This is a genomic window from Mycobacterium sp., assembly GCF_035506235.1.
Classification (GTDB): domain Bacteria; phylum Actinomycetota; class Actinomycetes; order Mycobacteriales; family Mycobacteriaceae; genus Mycobacterium.
This window is the reverse complement of record NZ_DATJPU010000167.1, coordinates 1-17,243: the sequence shown is the minus strand read 5'-3', so window position 1 is coordinate 17,243 and position 17,243 is coordinate 1. Positions and strand designations below refer to the sequence as shown.

General features: G+C 70.1%; 8 protein-coding genes and 1 pseudogene. 5 read left to right on the top strand and 4 right to left on the bottom strand.

Features of this window, described 5'->3' with window-relative positions; all coding sequences use genetic code 11:
- From VMD50_RS16015 to VMD50_RS15995, 5 genes and pseudogenes are all read left to right on the top strand, one after another.
- On the top strand, positions 1-2,098 hold a 2,098-nt coding region (locus VMD50_RS16015; RefSeq protein WP_325428717.1), incomplete at its 5' end, for a type I polyketide synthase.
- Positions 2,095-8,475 carry an SDR family NAD(P)-dependent oxidoreductase gene (locus VMD50_RS16010; protein WP_325428716.1) on the top strand — a complete coding sequence of 2,127 codons (6,381 nt, stop codon included), beginning with the start codon at positions 2,095-2,097 and terminating at the stop codon, positions 8,473-8,475. The genes VMD50_RS16015 and VMD50_RS16010, both read left to right, overlap by 4 nt.
- Before the next feature lie 50 nt (positions 8,476-8,525).
- Positions 8,526-11,585: a type I polyketide synthase gene (locus VMD50_RS16005; RefSeq protein WP_325428718.1), complete on the top strand. Its 3,060-nt coding sequence runs from the start codon at positions 8,526-8,528 to the stop codon at positions 11,583-11,585.
- A gap of 226 nt (positions 11,586-11,811) precedes the next feature.
- Positions 11,812-12,873 (top strand): type III polyketide synthase, encoded by a 1,062-nt coding sequence (locus VMD50_RS16000; RefSeq protein WP_325428715.1) that lies wholly within the window; start codon positions 11,812-11,814, stop codon positions 12,871-12,873.
- A 283-nt stretch (positions 12,874-13,156) separates the two neighbouring features.
- Positions 13,157-13,490, top strand: a pseudogene (locus tag VMD50_RS15995) (hypothetical protein); the annotation flags it as partial.
- Here VMD50_RS15995 and VMD50_RS15990 read toward each other — a convergent pair.
- From VMD50_RS15990 to VMD50_RS15975, 4 genes are all read right to left on the bottom strand, one after another.
- Positions 13,460-14,215, bottom strand: a complete 756-nt coding sequence (locus VMD50_RS15990) for an SGNH/GDSL hydrolase family protein (RefSeq protein WP_325428714.1) — start codon at positions 14,213-14,215, stop codon at positions 13,460-13,462. The pseudogene VMD50_RS15995 and the gene VMD50_RS15990 sit on opposite strands and share 31 nt — an antisense overlap.
- A gap of 7 nt (positions 14,216-14,222) precedes the next feature.
- Positions 14,223-15,995, bottom strand: coding sequence for an ABC-F family ATP-binding cassette domain-containing protein (locus tag VMD50_RS15985; protein WP_325428713.1), 1,773 nt, complete (start codon positions 15,993-15,995; stop codon positions 14,223-14,225).
- Between the two features lie 10 nt (positions 15,996-16,005).
- Complete coding sequence (locus VMD50_RS15980; protein WP_325428712.1) at positions 16,006-16,566, bottom strand: hypothetical protein; 561 nt, start codon at positions 16,564-16,566, stop codon at positions 16,006-16,008.
- Positions 16,567-16,596: 30 nt separating this feature from the next.
- The coding region (locus VMD50_RS15975) for a PAS and ANTAR domain-containing protein (RefSeq protein ID WP_325428711.1) at positions 16,597-17,243 on the bottom strand (647 nt) is incomplete at its 5' end.

The window sequence follows — 17,243 nt, the reverse complement described above, 5'->3', positions numbered from 1 at the left end:
TCTGGCGGTCGGCGATGCGGTGATGGGAATCCTGGGCCTGGCGGGCTCCGAGGCGGTTGTCGATCAGCGGTTGCTGGTGCGCGCGCCCCGGGACTGGTCGTGGGCGGACGCCGCGGCGGTGCCGGTGGTGTTCCTGACTGCGCTGTACGGGCTGTCGGTGCTGGCGGGGTTGCGGCCGGGAGAGCGGGTCTTGGTCCACGCCGCGGCCGGTGGGGTCGGGATGGCCGCGGTGCAGCTGGCCCGGCACCGGGGTGCCGAGGTGTTCGTCACCGCCGGCCGCGGCAAGTGGGAGACGTTGCGCGCCATGGGTTTCGACGATGACCACATCGCCGATTCGCGCACGCTGGAGTTCGAGAAAAAGTTCCTGGCCGCCACCGGCGGGGCCGGCGTCGACGTCGTCCTCAACTCGCTGGCCGGGGAGTTCACCGATGCGTCCTTGCGGCTGTTGACCCACGGCGGGCGCTTCATCGAGATGGGCAAGACCGACCTGCGCGACCCGCAGGTGATCGCCGCGCAGTACCCGGGGGTGGCGTATCGCGCGTTCGATTTGATCGAGTTGGGGCCGGACCGCACCGCGGCGATGCTGGCCGAGATCATGCGGCTGCTGGACGGCGGCGCGGTGCGGCCGCTGCCGCAGAAGGCATTCGACGTCCGGTGCGCACCCTCGGCTTACCGCTATGTCAGCTCGGCCCGCCACATCGGGAAGGTGGTGCTCACCGTACCGGGCGGCCCGGGCGAGTTGCTCAGCGGCTGCGGCGGCGGCCTGGCAGGGAGCAGCGTGGTGATCACCGGGGGCACCGGGATGGCCGGTTCGGCCCTCGCGCGTCACCTCGTCGACCGTTACGGGGTGGGCCATGTGGTGCTGGCCAGCCGTTCGGGCGCCGACGCCGCCGGGGTGGCGGAGCTGGTGCGCCGGCTGACGGGGGCGGGGGCGCGGGTGTCCGTCGTGGCGTGCGACGTCGCCGACCGCGAGGCGGTGGCACGGATGCTCGCCGGGATTCCGGCGCAACACCCGCTGCGGGCTGTCATCCACGCCGCGGGGATCCTCGATGACGGGCTCATCGCCTCGTTGACGCCGGAGCGCGTGCGGGCGGTGCTGCGAGCCAAGGTCGACGGCGCCTGGAACCTGCACGAGCTGACGCGTCACCTGGATTTGTCGGCGTTCGTGGTGTTTTCGTCGATGGCCGGCATCGTCGGCACGCCCGCTCAGGCCAACTACGCGGCGGCCAACAGTTTCCTCGACGGCCTGATGACCTGCCGGCGGGCGCAGGGGCTGCCGGGATCGTCACTGGCGTGGGGTCTTTGGGAGCAGGCATCGGCCATGACCGCCCACCTGGGCGATCGCGACAAGGCCCGGATGACCCGCCTCGGGCTGGCCCCGCTGTCGACAGAACAGGCGCTGGGCGCCTTCGACGGCGCCATGCTGCTGGACCACCCCGTGGTGGTGGCCGCCCGCCTGGACCGAACCGCGCTGGCGGGCAACGAAACCGGCCTGCCCCCGCTGTTGCGCGATGTCGCTGGACGCCCCACCCGGCGCGTCGTCGTCGACGCCGCGAGCGCATCACCGACCACCGACCTGGCCACCAGACTGGCCGGGCTGAGCCCCGAGGCGCGTCAGCGGGAACTGGTCGACCTGGTGCGCGGCAGCGCCGCCACGGTGCTGGGAGTCCCCAACCCCGCGGACATCGACTCGGGCCGGGCGTTCCAGGAGCTTGGTTTCGACTCGCTCACGGCCGTCGAGCTGCGCAACCGGCTCAAAAACGCCACCGGCCTTACGCTTTCACCGACGTTGATCTTCGACTATCCCACCCCGTCCGTTCTGGCCGGGCATCTCGACATCCGGCTCGCCGACACCGTCGACTACTCCGGTCCCGCGGCACAGGCCGAGGACATCACCCGCGAACTGGAGGCGCTGCTGAGCCGGCCGGGCTGGAGCGCCGATGACAAAGCGTTGTTGAGCGCCCGCATCCAGAGCCTGCTCACCGGTTTCGTCGCCGACGATGCCGAGGGTCTTGACGACGACCTGCGCGCCGCCACTGAAAGCGAACTCTTCGCGATCCTCGACGAAGAACTCGGCCACCGAGGCCATCCGACATGACCGGCACCGAGAAACACGTTGATTACCTCAAACGCCTGACGGCGGACCTGAGGCGGGCGCGGCGGCGCGTCTCCGAGCTAGAGGGACGGCTGTCCGAGCCGGTGGCGGTGGTGGGCATGGCCTGCCGCTACGGGGGCGGCGTGGATTCGCCGGAAGCCCTGTGGAACCTGGTGGTCGAAGAACGCGACGCGGTTTCGGACTTTCCCACCTACCGCGGCTGGGACATCGACGCTTTGTTCGATCCGGACCCCGACGCCCCGGGCAAGACCTACACACGTCGCGGCAGTTTCGTGCGGGACGCGGCCGAATTCGATGCCGCATTCTTCAGCATCGGGCCCAGCGAAGCGCTGGCGATGGACCCCCAGCAACGACTCATGCTGGAGATCTGCTGGGAAGCGTTGGAGCGGGCGGGGATCGACCCCACGCGGTTGCGCGGTTCGGCGACGGGGGTGTTCGCCGGAGTCATCCACGGCAGCTATGGAGGCGAGGTCAAAGGGGAGCTGGAGGGCTACGGTTTCACGGGCTCGACGCTGAGCGTTGCGTCGGGCCGAGTGGCCTACGTGCTGGGCCTGGAGGGCCCGGCGGTGTCGGTGGACACGGCGTGTTCGTCTTCGCTGGTGGCGATGCACCTGGCGGCGCAGTCCTTGCGTTCCGGGGAAACCGATCTGGCGCTGGCCGGGGGTGTCACCATCATGGCGAGCCCCGCGGCGTTCGTCGAGTTCAGCCGGCAGCGGGCGCTGGCCGCCGATGGGCGGTGCAAGGTGTATGCCGCTGCCGCGGATGGCACGTCGTGGTCCGAGGGCGCGGGCGTGCTGGTGTTGGAGCGACTGGCCGACGCGCGCCGGCTGGGGCATCCGGTGCTGGCGGTGCTGCGGGGATCGGCGGTCAACCAGGACGGCGCCTCCAATGGGTTGACCGCACCGAACGGTCCATCGCAGCAACGGGTGATCCGGGCAGCACTGGCGAACGCCGGGTTGACGGCGGCGGACGTTGACGTGGTCGAGGGGCACGGTACCGGGACCGTCCTGGGCGACCCCATCGAGGCTCAGGCGCTCCTGGCCACCTACGGGCAGGGCCGGCCGGGGGATCGACCGCTGTGGTTGGGCTCGATCAAGTCCAACATCGGCCATACCTCCGCCGGCGCGGGGGTGGCCGGGGTCATCAAGATGGTGCAGGCGATGCGGCATGGCGTGCTGCCCAAGACGCTGCACGTCGATTCGCCGACGCCCCGGGTCGATTGGTCCGCGGGTGAGGTGCGCCTGTTGACCGAGACACGGCCGTGGCCGGTGGGGGACAAGCCCCGCCGGGCGGGGGTGTCGTCGTTCGGGATCAGCGGCACGAATGCCCATGTGATCGTCGAAGAGGCTCCGGCGGAGCCTTCCCGGGAGCAGGACGTCGTCGCGCCGCAACGCCGTGGCGACGCGCCCGCGGTGCCCTGGGTGATCTCCGCCCGCTCCGCCGACGCGCTATCGGCTCAGGCCCGCCGGTTGTCGGAGCACCTCGCCGCCGACTTCGACGCGGTCGATGTGGGCTGGTCGCTGGCGACGACGCGGTCGGTGTTTGAGCATCGCGCGGTGCTGGTGGGCGCCGAGCGGGCACAGCTGACGGCGGAGTTGGCGGATTTGGCGTTCGGGGAGCCGGGCCCGGCGGTGCAGGCGGGGCGGTCACGGTCCACGGGCAAGACCGTGTTCACGTTCCCCGGTCAGGGTTCGCAGTACCTGGGAATGGGCGCGGCGTTGTACGAGCGCTTCCCCGTCTTCGCCCGCGCGCTGGACGAGGCCGCCGAGGCATTGGACGGCCATCTGCGGTTGCCGTTGCGCACTGTGATGTGGGGCACCGACCCGGAGTTGCTGCAGAACACCGAATTCGCCCAGCCGGCGTTGTTCGCCGTTGAGGTCGCGCTGGCGGCCCTGTGGCAGTCCTGGGGTGTGGTGCCCGACGTGGTGATGGGTCACTCGGTGGGGGAGATCGCCGCGGCGCAGGTGGCCGGGGTGCTGTCGCCGGCAGACGCGGCGCGTTTGGTGGCCGCCCGCGGCCGGCTGATGGCGGCGCTGCCCGACGGCGGTGTGATGGTCGCGGTGGCGGCCGGTGAAGCAGAGGTGCTCCCGCTGCTGGGCGAGGGCGTCGACATCGCCGCGGTCAACGGCCCGGAGGCGGTGGTGCTCTCCGGTGCACGGGCGGCGGTGGACGCCGTGGTGGATCGGCTCGCCGCGTCGGGCCGGCGCGTGCACCGATTGGCGGTGTCGCACGCGTTCCACTCGTCGTTGATGGATCCCATCATCGAGGAGTTCTCCGCCGTGGCGGCCGGGATCCGGCCCGGCAAGCCGCAAATCGAGCTGGTGGCCAACGTGTCCGGACAGCCCGCCGGGCCCGACTATGGTTCGCCGGGGTACTGGGCCGAGCACGTGCGCCGGCCCGTGCGCTTCCTCGACGGTGTGCGTTCGGCGGAGACTCTGGGCGCCGGGCTGTTCGTGGAGGTCGGTCCGGGCGCGGCGCTGACGTCGGCTGTCGGGCAGGCGGTCGAGACGCCCGCGGTGGTGACGATGCCCAAGGACCGTCCCGAGGTCGACTCGCTGCTGTTCGCGGCGGGTCGGTTGTTCACGGCCGGCCTGAGTGTGCAGTGGGCCGCGGCGTTCGACGGCTTGGCCGCGCGGCGAGTGGACCTGCCGACGTACGCCTTCCAGCGGCGACGTTATTGGCTGTCACCCGACGCGGTGGCGGGGCAGGACGTCGGTGGTGCCGGTTTGGTGGGGGCCGAGCACCCGCTGCTTGGCGCGGTGGTGGACCGGCCCGATTCGGGCGGGCTGGTGTTGACGGGCCGGTTGTCGACGACCGTCCAGCCGTGGTTGGCCGACCACGCCGTGGCCGGGATGGTGCTGCTCCCCGGCGCCGCGTTCGTGGAACTGGCGATGCGGGCCGCCGACGAGGTCGGCTGTTCGCTGATCGAGGAGTTGACGTTGGGGGCGCCGTTGGTGTTGCCGACGACCGGCGCGGTGCAGTTGCAGGTCGTGGTCGGCGGCCCTGACTCCGGCGACTCCGCCGATGCCTCCGAATCGGGCGGGTCGCGCCCGGTCGCGGTGTATTCGCGCGCCGCGCAGGGCGATTCGGGATGGATGCTGCACGCCGAGGGCCTGCTGAGCGCGGAGTCGGCGCCCCCTTCGGCCGGCCTGGCGCTGTGGCCTCCGGTGGGTGCGGAGGCGGTCGACGTGACCGGCGCCTACGACGGCTTGGCGGAGCGCGGTTACGGGTATGGGCCGGCGTTTCGGGGCCTGCGGGCGGTGTGGCGCTCGGGCCGCGACGTGTTCGCCGAGGTCGAGGTGCCGCAAGACGCCGGTGTGACGGCGTCCGGCTTCGGGATCCACCCGGTGGTGTTGGACGCGGCGTTGCACGCGCTGGGGGTGGCCGACGAGGGGTCGCCCGCCGTGTTGCCGTTCTCCTGGCAGGGGGTGTACCTGCATGCGGCGGGGGCGTCCCGGGTCCGAGTGAAGCTGTCGCCGGTGGAATCGGGCGCGGTGTCGCTGGAGATCGCCGATCCGGCGGGCTCGCCCGTGCTGTCGGTGCGCGAGCTGGTGACGCGTCCGGTGTCGGCCGAGCAGTTGTCGGCCTTGGCCGGTGCGGGCGGCGGCGGACTCTTCGAAGTGGCGTGGTCACCGTTGAACCTGGGGGACAGCAGTTCCGGGGCCGATCCCGAGGTGTGGGAATTGCATTCCGACGGGTCCGGGTGTCAAGCCGGGTCGGTGCACGGGGCCGTCCACGAAGTGCTCGGCGCCGTGCAGTCGGCGCTCGCCGCCGACCGGCCCGGTCCGCTGGTGGTGGTGACCCACGGCGCCGTGGGAGCCGCCGACCAGGAAGTCACGAACTTGGCCGGCGCCGCGGTGTGGGGTCTGGTGAGGTCGGCGCAGGCCGAGCATCCCGGCCGGGTGGTGTTGGTCGATTCCGACGGGTCGGTCGACGTTCGATCGCTGATCGGTTGCGGCGAGCCGCAATTGGTGGTTCGCGGCGGCGCGGTCTACCGGCCCCGGTTGCGGGCGGTCACCAAGCCGTCGGTGCTGCCGCTGCCGGAGCCCCCGTCGGTGTGGCGACTGGCCGCGGGTGACGCGGGCACGCTGGAGGATCTTGCGGTGCGGCCCTGCCCCCGGGTCGAACTGGCCGCCGGTCAGGTTCGGGTCGCTGCCGCTGCGGTCGGGGTCAATTTCCGGGACGTGTTGGTGGCGTTGGGCATGTACCCGGGGTTCGCGGAACTGGGCGCGGAAGGCGCCGGGGTGGTCGTGGAGGTCGGCCCGGCGGTGAGGGAGCTGGCCGTCGGCGACACGGTGATGGGCATCCTGGGACTGGCCGGTTCCGAAGCCGCGGTGGATCAGCGATACCTGGCGCGGGTGCCGCGGGGCTGGTCCTTGACCGAGGCCGCGGGTGTGCCGGTGGTGTTTTTGACCGCCCTCTACGGGTTGTCGGTGTTGGCGGGATTGCGGGCCGGTGAACGGCTGCTCGTGCATGCCGGGGCCGGCGGGGTGGGCATGGCCGCGGTCCAGCTGGCCCGGCACTGGGGCGTCGAGGTGTTCGCCACCGCGAGTCGCGGTAAGTGGGATGTGCTGCGCGGCATGGGTCTTGACGACGACCACATCGCCGACTCGAGGACGTTGGGGTTCGAGGAGAAGTTCCTGTCGGCGACGGGCGGGACCGGCGTCGACGTGGTGCTCAATTCGCTGGCCGGGGAGTTCACCGACTCGTCGCTGCGGCTGCTGGCCCGGGGCGGGCGCTTCATCGAGATGGGCAAGACCGACCTACGCGATCCGCAGCAGATCGCCGCGCAGTACCCGGGGGTGGCGTATCGGGCGTTCGACCTGATGGAGGCCGGCCCGGACCGCATAGCCGACATGCTGCGCGAATTGGTGGGCCTGTTCACCGCCGGCGTGTTGACGCCGTTGCCCACCAAGACGTTCGACGTACGCCGCGCGGTGGAGGCGTACCGGTTCGTCAGCCAGGCCCGCCATGTCGGAAAGGTCGTGCTCACCTTGCCCGACGGACCCGGCGGGCTGTCCGGCGGCACGGTCCTGATCACCGGTGGGACGGGCATGGCGGGTTCGGCGCTGGCGCGCCACCTGGTCACCCGCCACGGCGTGCCGCACGTGATGCTCATCAGCCGCAGCGGCGAGCGCGCCGACGGGATCGCCGCTCTCGCCGCCGAATTGCGGACTGAAGGCGCCCTGGTGTCGGTGGTGGCCTGCGATGCCTCCGATCGCGACGCGCTGGCGGCGGCGGTCGCCGGCGTGGCCGCGGGCTATCCATTGCGGGGTGTGTTCCACGCCGCGGGGGTGCTCGACGACGGGCTCATCGCGTCGTTGACCCCAGACCGTGTCGATGCGGTGCTGCGCGCCAAGGCGGACGCGGCGTGGCACCTGCACGAGTTGACCGCAGGACTGGATCTTTCGGCATTCGTCATGTTCTCGTCGATGGCCGGCATCGTGGGCGCTCCCGGCCAGGGCAACTACGCGGCGGCGAACAGCGTCCTCGACGGGCTCGCCGCATACCGCCGAGCCCGCGGGCTGCCGGGACTGTCCGTCGCGTGGGGGCTCTGGGAACAACCGTCGGCGATGACGCGGCACCTCGAGGACAAGGACCGCGCCCGGATGAGCCGCGTCGGGCTGGCGCCTCTGCCCACCGGGCAGGCGATGGCGCTGCTCGACGACGCGATGCTGATCGATCGCTCGACGCTGGTCGCCGCGCGGCTGGACACGGCGAGGCTGTCCCGCGACAACGCAGAACTGCCCGCGCTGCTGCGCGAACTGGGTACCCGACGGGCACGACGCGTCGTCACCGATACGGGCGGCGCCGCGTCGGCCTCGGGTCTGCGCGCGCGACTGCAGGGACTCACCGCCGAGCAGCGGCAGCGCGAGCTCGCTGACCTGGTGTGCGGCAACGCCGCCACCGTGTTGGGCCACGGCGCCGCGGACGTCGGTGCCGACCACGCTTTCCAGGATCTCGGTTTCGACTCCCTGACCGCGGTGGAACTGCGTAACCGGCTCAAGGCGGCGACCGGACTCACCCTTTCCCCGACAGTGATCTTCGACCATCCAACACCCGCCGCGCTCGCCGGGCACCTCGACGCCCAACTGGCCGGTGCGGCCCCCGCGGTGACCGGCGAAGCGCCCGGCCGGATGTCTCGTTTCGACGACGTCGTACGCGAGCTGCAAAGGCTGATCGACCAACCGGGGTGGAGTCCCGAGGACAAGGAGCGGATGAGCACCCGCGTTCAGACGCTGCTGACCGCGACGGCGGGCCCGGTTTTCGAGCCACCGCCGGTTGTCTACGCCGACGACATCACCACCGCCACCGAGGAGGAGCTGTTCGCGCTTCTCGACGAAGATGCCGGTCCCTGATGCCGCTATGAGTCTGATGCCGCTATGAGTCTGATGCCGCTATGAGTGTTGTGCCACCGATCGATGTGGCGATCATCGGGCTCGCATGCAGGTTCCCCGGTGCCGCCAACCCCGCGGACCTCTGGGACCTGATGCACGACGGGCTCGAACCCGGGGGGTCGCTCGACGACATTGCCGCATTCGACGCTGACTTCTTCAATGTCTCGCCCCGTGAAGCGCGCGCGATGGATCCTCGGCAGCGACTCGCGCTCGAATTGACCTGGGAACTGCTCGAGGACGCGTTCGTCATCCCGGAGACGCTGCGCGGTGAACGGGTCGCCGTCCACCTTGGAGCGATGACCGACGACTATGCCGTTTTGACGGCCCTCTCGACGCACCGTGATGGCGCGGAAGTCGATCACCACTCGTTCACCGGTGTCAGCCGGGCGATGATCGCCAACAGGGTCTCATACGCCTTCGGACTGCACGGCCCCAGCATGACGGTCGATTCGGGCCAGTCGTCCTCCCTGGTTGCGGTACACCTGGCATGCGAAAGCCTCCGCACGGGCGAATCGACGCTGGCGATCGCCGGGGGGGTGCACGTGAACGCGGCGCGCGAAACCGCCTTGCTGGAAGACGAATTCGGCGCGACCTCCAAAACCGGCCACACCTACGCCTTCGACTCGCGGGCGGACGGCTACGTGCGCAGCGAAGGCGCGGGGCTGGTGCTCCTGAAGCCGCTCGCCGCGGCCCTGGCGAGCGGAGACCCGATCCGAGCCATCATCCGCGGCAGCGCGGTGGGCAACGGCGGGCACGGGCCCGCCGGGCCGACCGTGCCTTCGGTTTCCGGTGAGGCCGACGTCATCCGGCGCGCCCTGGCCAACGCTGGGCTGAGCATCCTCGACATCGACTACCTCGAGGCCCACGGGACCGGCACCCCGGCCGGCGACCCGGTCGAGGCAGAGGCGTTGGGGGAGGTCTTCGGCCCGCGCCGCGGTCATCCCGTCATCCTCGGCTCGGTGAAAACCAACATCGGCCACACCGGGAGCGCCGCCGGGATCGCGGGCCTGCTCAAGGCCGTCCTAGCAATCGAACACGCGGCCATCCCGCCGACCCTCAACCACCGCAGCCCCGCTATCGACTTGGAACGCCTCGGGCTGCGGGTCAGCACCGCGGTGGCGTCATGGCCAACCGGCGATCGGCCCCGGCGCGCCGGGGTGTCGTCGTTCGGGATGGGCGGGACGAACGCGCATGTGATCGTCGAGGAACCGCCCGAGCAACCCGAGAGCGCGGCGAGCAGCCCGGACCCCGCGGTGTGGGTGGTGACCGCCCGCTCGGAACGGGCGCTGACCGATCAGGCCGACCGGTTGCTCAGGTACGTCGCGGACGACGCGGGACGACGGGTGGACGACGTGGCGTGGTCGCTGGCGACGACGCGAACACACTTCGCGCGGCGGGCGGTGGTGGTGGGCGGCGACCGCGAAACGCTCACGGCAGGTCTGGCGAGCCTGGCTTGCGGGCGGCCCGGTGTGGACGTCGTCACGGGCCGGGGCCGCCCGGCGGGGAAGACCGTCTTCGTGTTTCCCGGCCAGGGGGCGCAGCGGCAGGGGATGGGGGCCGAACTGCATGGCCGCTTCCCTGTGTTCGCCCGTGCCTTCGACGCAGCCGCGGAGTCGTTGGATGCCCACCTGCGGATTCCGCTCGCGCAGGCGATCGGGGACGCAGAAGCGTTGCGCAGCACAGAGTTTGCGCAGCCCGCGCTGTTCGCCGTCGAGATCGCGTTGGCGGCGCTGCTGCAGCACTGGGGCGTGACACCGGACATGGTCATGGGCCATTCGGTCGGTGAGATCGCCGCGGCTCACGTGTCGGGGATGTTGTCGTTGGCCGACGCGGCCAAGCTAGTCGCGGCGCGGGCCCGGTTGATGGCCGAGCTGCCCGCTGGCGGTGCGATGGTTGCGGTGGCCGCCAGCGAGGCCGAGGTGGCTCCGCTGCTGACCGGGGGCGTCAGCATCGCGGCGGTCAACGGTCCCAACGCCGTGGTGATCTCCGGCGCCGAGGCGTCGGTGGCCGAAACCGTGCGCGCCTGTGAACAGCGCGGCGTCCGGGTGCACCGTCTCGCGGTGTCCCATGCTTTCCATTCGCCCCTAGTGGAGCCGATGATCGACGCCTTTGCGGCCGTGGCGGCCGAAGTGGCGATCGCTGAAGCGCGAATCCCTCTGATTTCCAACATTTCTGGCGGCTCGGCGGGACCGGGCTACGGCTCGTCGCGATACTGGACCGAGCACGCGCTGGCCCCCGTGCTTTTCGCCGACGGCGTGCGGTGCGCCGAGTCGCTGGGCGGCACGCGGTTCGTCGAGGTCGGGCCCGGCGGTGGGCTCAGCGCCGCCGTGGAGCAGTCCCTGACGACGCCGGGGCCGCTGTCGGTGGTCACGATGACCAAGGAGCATGCCGAAACTCACTCGCTGCTAACGGCCGCGGCCCGCCTGTACGTCGATGGCGCCGGAGTTGACTGGGCGAAAGTACTGGGTGGCGGGCGACGGATCCCGTTGCCCACCTACGCGTTTGACCGGCAACGGTTTTGGCTGGACGTCAAATCCGCGCCGTTGCCGCCGGCCGCGGTGGGACCCGCCGAACGGTTTGGGCGCCTGCAAGGGCTCGGCCCCGACGAACGCCGCCGGACGCTGGTGGAATTGGTGAGCGCGCATGCGGCGACCGTGCTGGGCTACTCCGACCCCCGGGCCGTGGATCCCGAGCGCGCCTTCGCGGATCTCGGCTTCGATTCGCTGACGGGGGTCGAGCTCCGTGACCGCCTATCCGCCGATACCGGGCTGACCGTGTCCCGAACCGCCATTTTCGACTATCCCACGCCGGCGGCCCTGGCCGACCACCTCGGTGACCAGATTCTGCGCGGGGGTCGAGATGATGCCGACGACGAGACCATTCGATCCCTGCTGACAAAAATTTCCATTCGCCAACTTCGCAGAACCGGATTGCTCGACCAACTGCTGGTGCTCGCCGGCGACTCCGAAAGTTCGCTTGCGGATCTCACCGTCAGTGACGAGGTGATCGATTCGCTGAGTCCCGATGCGCTGATCGCGATGGCCCTCGAGCCCGGTGACCATGATGGATGAGGAAGCGCTGTGCCTCAATCGGATACGGGCGGACCGGCGGCCGCAATTAAACAGACGTCGAATACTGAACTAGACAGTTGTTGAATACCAACGATTTTTGGCGGTGCCGCGGCGAAGCTCTTAGACTTGCTTTCGAATTCGAAAGCACCGTCCAGGGCTTAGGCCGGCCGCGCTTAATTCGGTTTGGGAAAAGTGAGGGTTTGGGAAACGGAAGAGGGTTAGGGATATGAGCGTGATTGCGAGTGTCGTCGGCGTCTTGCCGCCATACCGATACAGCCAAACCGAGATCACCGATCAGGTCGTCGAATTCCCGGCGCTCAAGCCCCACGAGGAGATCGTCCGGCGCCTGCACGCCGGGGCGAAGGTCAAAAGCCGTCACTTCGTGCTCCCGTTGGAGCGTTACCAGTCGCTGACGAACTTCGGCGAGGCCAACGAGATCTTCATCGAAAGCGCCGTCGACCTCGGCTGTGCGGCCCTCCTGGGCGCGCTCGAAGAAGCGGGCCTGCAACTGCAGGACGTGGACATGCTCGCGACGACGACGGTCACCGGGGTGGCGGTGCCTTCACTGGATGCCCGCATCGCCGGACGACTCGGGTTGCGACCGGACGTGCGGCGCATGCCGATGTACGGCCTCGGCTGCGTGGCCGGCGCGGCGGGCGTCGTCCGCCTGCATGACTACCTGCAGGGCGACCCCGACGGCGTGGCGGTCCTGATCGCGGTCGAGCTGTGTTCGCTCACCTTCCCTGCGGTGCAACCGACGGTGTCGGGTTTGGTGGGCAGCGCCATGTTCGGCGACGGGGCGGCCGCGGTGGTGGCCGTCGGAGAACGCCGCGCCGAAGAACTGCGTCCCGGCGGCCCTGACATTGTCGACTCACGCAGCCACCTGTACCCCGACTCGCTGCACATCATGGGCTGGAACATCGGCTCCGCCGGGCCGCAGCCCGTGCTCTCACCGGACCTCACGGACGTCGTCGACCGCTACCTCGCCCGCGACGTCAACGCGTTTCTGGCCGCGCACGGACTGACGAAGGACGACGTCGGCGCGTGGGTGTGTCATCCCGGCGGTCCCAAAGTCATCGATGCGATCGCCAACAGCCTCGACCTGCGCCCCGGTGCGCTCGAGTTGACCCGGCGCTCGCTGGGTGAGAACGGCAACCTGTCGTCGGCCTCGGTGCTGCACATTCTGCGCGACACCATCGCCAAGCCGCCGCCCGGCGGCAGCCCGGGGCTGATGCTGGCGATCGGTCCGGGGTTCTGCTCCGAACTGGTGCTCCTGCGCTGGCACTGAGTCACTGACCAGGGCGCTCTCTGGCCATCCGACTCGGCGGCTAGAGTACGCTGTTCCAGTGCTGGAGCCCAGCCAGTCAGGGATGAGTACCGGATCCGTTGGACCGGATGTAAATCGGGCGAGGTAAAGACGACACCCGCGTGTGTCCTGGCTGCAAGGAGGTGAGGGCCGAATGAGTCCATGCGACAGTCCCCGTCCGCAATTCGTCTCGTTCACAACCGGCTCGCACGCAGCCTCCCCGCGCAGCGTCGGCTAACCCGCTCGGACCTGCTCGGCACGGACCGTGCTGGCTACGTTTTCGGTCGGACAGAACTCGTTCATGGTGGGTGCGATGCACGTCGAACCCGACAGCTTCCGCATGTTCGGACATCTCCACCTTGACCCGCGTGATTGCGATCACCCGGCAGGACGTACCGCTGCGGCTGAATCCGCGCCGCGACGCCTACCTGCAGGCCGGGGACACCGTTTACCTCGTCGGCCCGTATCGCGAATTGCTGCACACGTTGCGCAAGGGTCAGCGTGCGCAGCACGCGGTCGGGGGTGACCGCGCCACCAAGCGAAGCGAAGGCGGGGAGGATCCCGCAGTTCAGGCGACCGGCGAGTCCAGGAACCGCTGAACGACCTCGGTCAGGATCCGGCCGCCGCGGGTGTTGAGATGAACGCCGTCGATGTGAAACTCCCACCCGTTCATTCGCGAAATCTCGTCGAAGCTGCGCCGCAGGATCATCTCCCGGACCAGGTAGTCGCGGTAGAACGACCCAAAGGAAAACCGGGTGAAAGGCTTCGACGTCCGCGCGCATTCCAGCTGTTCCCGGAAGGCCTCGTGGAAGGCGATGTAGTCCGTCCCCTCGCGCCACGAGACCTCCCGGATCACGTCCGCATACCCGGCGAACAGCTCATTGAGCCGGGACTGAACCGGATCCACCGAATGCGGGTCTTCGCCCGCCGGCGCAAGGGAGCTCAGCGCGATTTTCGCCGAGGTCTCGCGCCGCAGCCTGCGGGTGATCAGGTGCAGGTTGTCCCGGAATCGCTGCACCGTGGGCTCGTGCGGCAGCCCCTTCCATACCCGCACGGCCCTGCGGAAATTCGGGAAGACACTCGCCAGGATGTCGTTCGTCCCGATCAGGACGATCACCCGGTCGGGCCGGATGTCGATCACGCGAGGCAGACGCCGCACCACGTCGAACGACAGGTCGCCGCCCACCCCGAGGTTGACGAACCGGAACCGGCGGTTCTGCGGTCGGCGCGCCAGTTCGGCGATCCACGGGTAGGTCCCCTTGGACGCGGTGGTGCTGGACCCGACGCACGCCACAACCTCTGAGCCCTGCCGGCCGGAATTCACGGTTCGATTATTCGAGTAGCTCCGAGAGCTCCAGCCACCGGCTCTCTGTCGCGGCGACCTCCTGTTCCAGGCCGCGCAATTCTCCCGTGAGCCGCGTCAGGCCGACGTGGTCGGACTGGTCGTGGTCGGCGAGCTCGTGGTGTTTGGCCGCGATCCGCTCGGCGAGCCGCGCCAGCTGACGGTCGACGGCGGCCAGCTCCTTCTCGGCGGTGCGTCGCTGCGCCCCGGACATCGCTGCGGGAACGGGCTCGGCCCGCGGGCGCTCGGGGGCAACCGGACGATGGGCCGCCAGCCGCAGGTACTCGTCGATGCCGCCGGGCAGGTGCCGCAGCCGGCCGTCGAGGATCGCGTACTGCTGATCGGTGACCCGCTCGAGCAGGTAGCGGTCGTGCGAGACGACGATCAGGGTGCCCGGCCACGAGTCGAGCAGTTCCTCGACGGCCGTCAGCATCTCGGTGTCGACGTCATTGGTGGGCTCGTCGAGGAGCAACACGTTCGGCTCGGACAACAGCGTGAGCATCAGCTGCAGCCGCCGTCGCTGACCGCCGGACAGGTCGCCGACGCGCGCGGACAGCTGGCCACGCCCGAATCCGAGCCGCTCGAGCAGCTGGGTGGGGGTGACCTCCCGGCCGTCGACCTCATAGCCGCCGCGCAGCCTGCCCAGCACGTCGGCGATCCGGTCGCCGGCGAGCGCGGCCAGCTCCTCGCCGCGCTGGTCCAGCATCGCCAGCCGGACCGTCTTACCGCGCTTGACGCGCCCGGTGCCCGGCGCGACGGTGCCGGCGATCAATCCCAGCAGCGTCGACTTACCGGCGCCGTTGGCCCCGACGATGCCGGTGCGTTCGCCCGGCGCGATCCGCCATTCGACGTCGCGCAGCACCGGGCGGCCGCCAAACGAGACCGACACGTCGAGCAGGTCGATGACGTCCTTGCCGAGCCGCGCGGTCGCCAGCTTGGCCAGCTCGACGGTGTTGCGCAGCGGCGGCACGTCGGCGATCAGCTGGTTGGCGGCCTCGATCCGGAACTTGGGCTTGGAGGTCCGCGCCGGCGGCCCGCGGCGCAGCCACGCCAGCTCCTTGCGCATCAGGTTCTGCCGCTTGGCCTCGGCCGTGGCGGCCACCCGGTCGCGCTCGACGCGCTGCAGCACGTAGGCCGCGTAGCCGCCCTCGAACGGCTCCACGATCCCGTCGTGCACCTCCCACGTCATCGTGGCGACCTCGTCGAGGAACCAGCGGTCGTGCGTCACCAGCAGCAGCCCGCCGGTGTTGCGTGCCCATCGCTCCCGCAGGTGGCCGGCCAGCCAGGTGATGCCCTCGATGTCCAGGTGGTTGGTGGGCTCGTCGAGGGCGATGACGTCCCACTCGCCGATCAGCAGCCGGGCCAGCTGGACCCGCCGGCGCTGCCCGCCGGACAGGGTGTCGACCGTGGCGTCCCACGCGATGTCCGACACCAGCCCGGCCACGACGTCGCGTACCCGCGCGTCGCCCGCCCACTGGTGCTCGGGCTGGTCGCCGACCAGCGTCCAGCCCACGGTGTGCGCCGGGTCGAGGGTGTCGGCCTGGCTCAGCGCGCTGACCCGCAGCCCGCTGCGCCGCGTCACCCGGCCGGAGTCGGGCCGCAGCCGGCCGGTCAGCAGGCCCAGCAGGCTGGACTTGCCGTCCCCGTTCCGCCCGACGATGCCGATCCGCGCGCCGTCGTCGACGCCCAGGGTCACCGACTCGAACACCACCTGAGTCGGATATTCCAGATGTACGCCCTCGGCTCCCAGTAGGTGCGCCACCGCGCCGACCCTACCGACGACGGTGCGGGCCGCGTAGCGTGCTGGTGTGGCGTTCGACGGTGCGCGAGAATGTGTCAGTGGCGCGTGTGCCAAACCCGCCGCCAAAACGACGGCGTCGCCGCTCAACAAAAGATGATCTGCTCGATGTTTTCTTCACCGGCCCGGTTTCGGCCGCGGCAGACGAGTCAATCCTGCGGCCAACGCGAAAGAAGCGCTGATGATGGATGCGACCAGCAGGCAAGCGGCCGAAGGTGGCCGGTATCTCCGGGTCTCCGAGGAAGCCGACCGCGCCGCCGAACGGGCCGAGCGCATGTGGCAAGAAATGAGGGCGACCCAGCGGGCCGTGGCAGAGGGCATGCACAGATCCGCAATCAGTCAGGACGGGGCGGCCAAGTCCTATGAGGACCTCGCCGAACATGCATTCCACGCCGAGCTTCGCGACGAGTACCTGAACCGCGCGGCCCGCCACCGCGCGTTCGCGGAGGAGGATCGCCAGATGGCCGCGCGTCTGCGACAGATGGCGGAAGGCGGCGGGGGGTGCAAGAGGCGCCGCACGACGACGGGCTCCCAACGAGTGAATGAAACCCCCCGCAGCGGGCGATTATTCGAGGGTGAGCAGGGCGTGGTCGACGTGGGTTCGGGTGTCGGGCGACGCCTTGCCGGCCACGGCGTCCAGGAAGCGGGCGGCGAGGTCGCGCACCTTGAGGTTGGTCTCCTGGGAACGCCAGACCAGGATGTCGAACGCGCGCTCCGCGGAGATGCCGTAGGCGGCCATGAGCACGCCCTTCGCCTGCTCGATCCGGGCGCGGGCGTCGGCCACGGCCTCCAGGACGTTGGTGATGTCGGTGTGCAGCGAGTCCGTGACGTCGACGTAGAAGCCCGATGTGCCGGCCAGCTCGCCCTTGTTGTCGACCATCCGGTCACCGGCGACGACGACGCAGCGGGTTTGTCCGGCGGTGTCGATGATCCGGTGCCTGCTGCTGAAGGGCTTGCCCTTGAGCACGTGGTCCAGGACGGCCGCGACGCGCTCCCGGTCCTCGGGGTGCTTGTGCTGCAACAACAATTCCGTGGTCGGCTCGACCTGTCCCGGCTCGTAGCCGTGCATGCGCGCGACGGCGTCCGACCATTCCCAGCGCTGGCCGTCGAGGAAGAACCGGAACCGGCCCACGCGCTGCGGCTCGCCCAACCCCAGGACCATGTCGACCGCGCCCAGCTCCTGTTCCTCGACCACCTCGGACATGAGTGCCT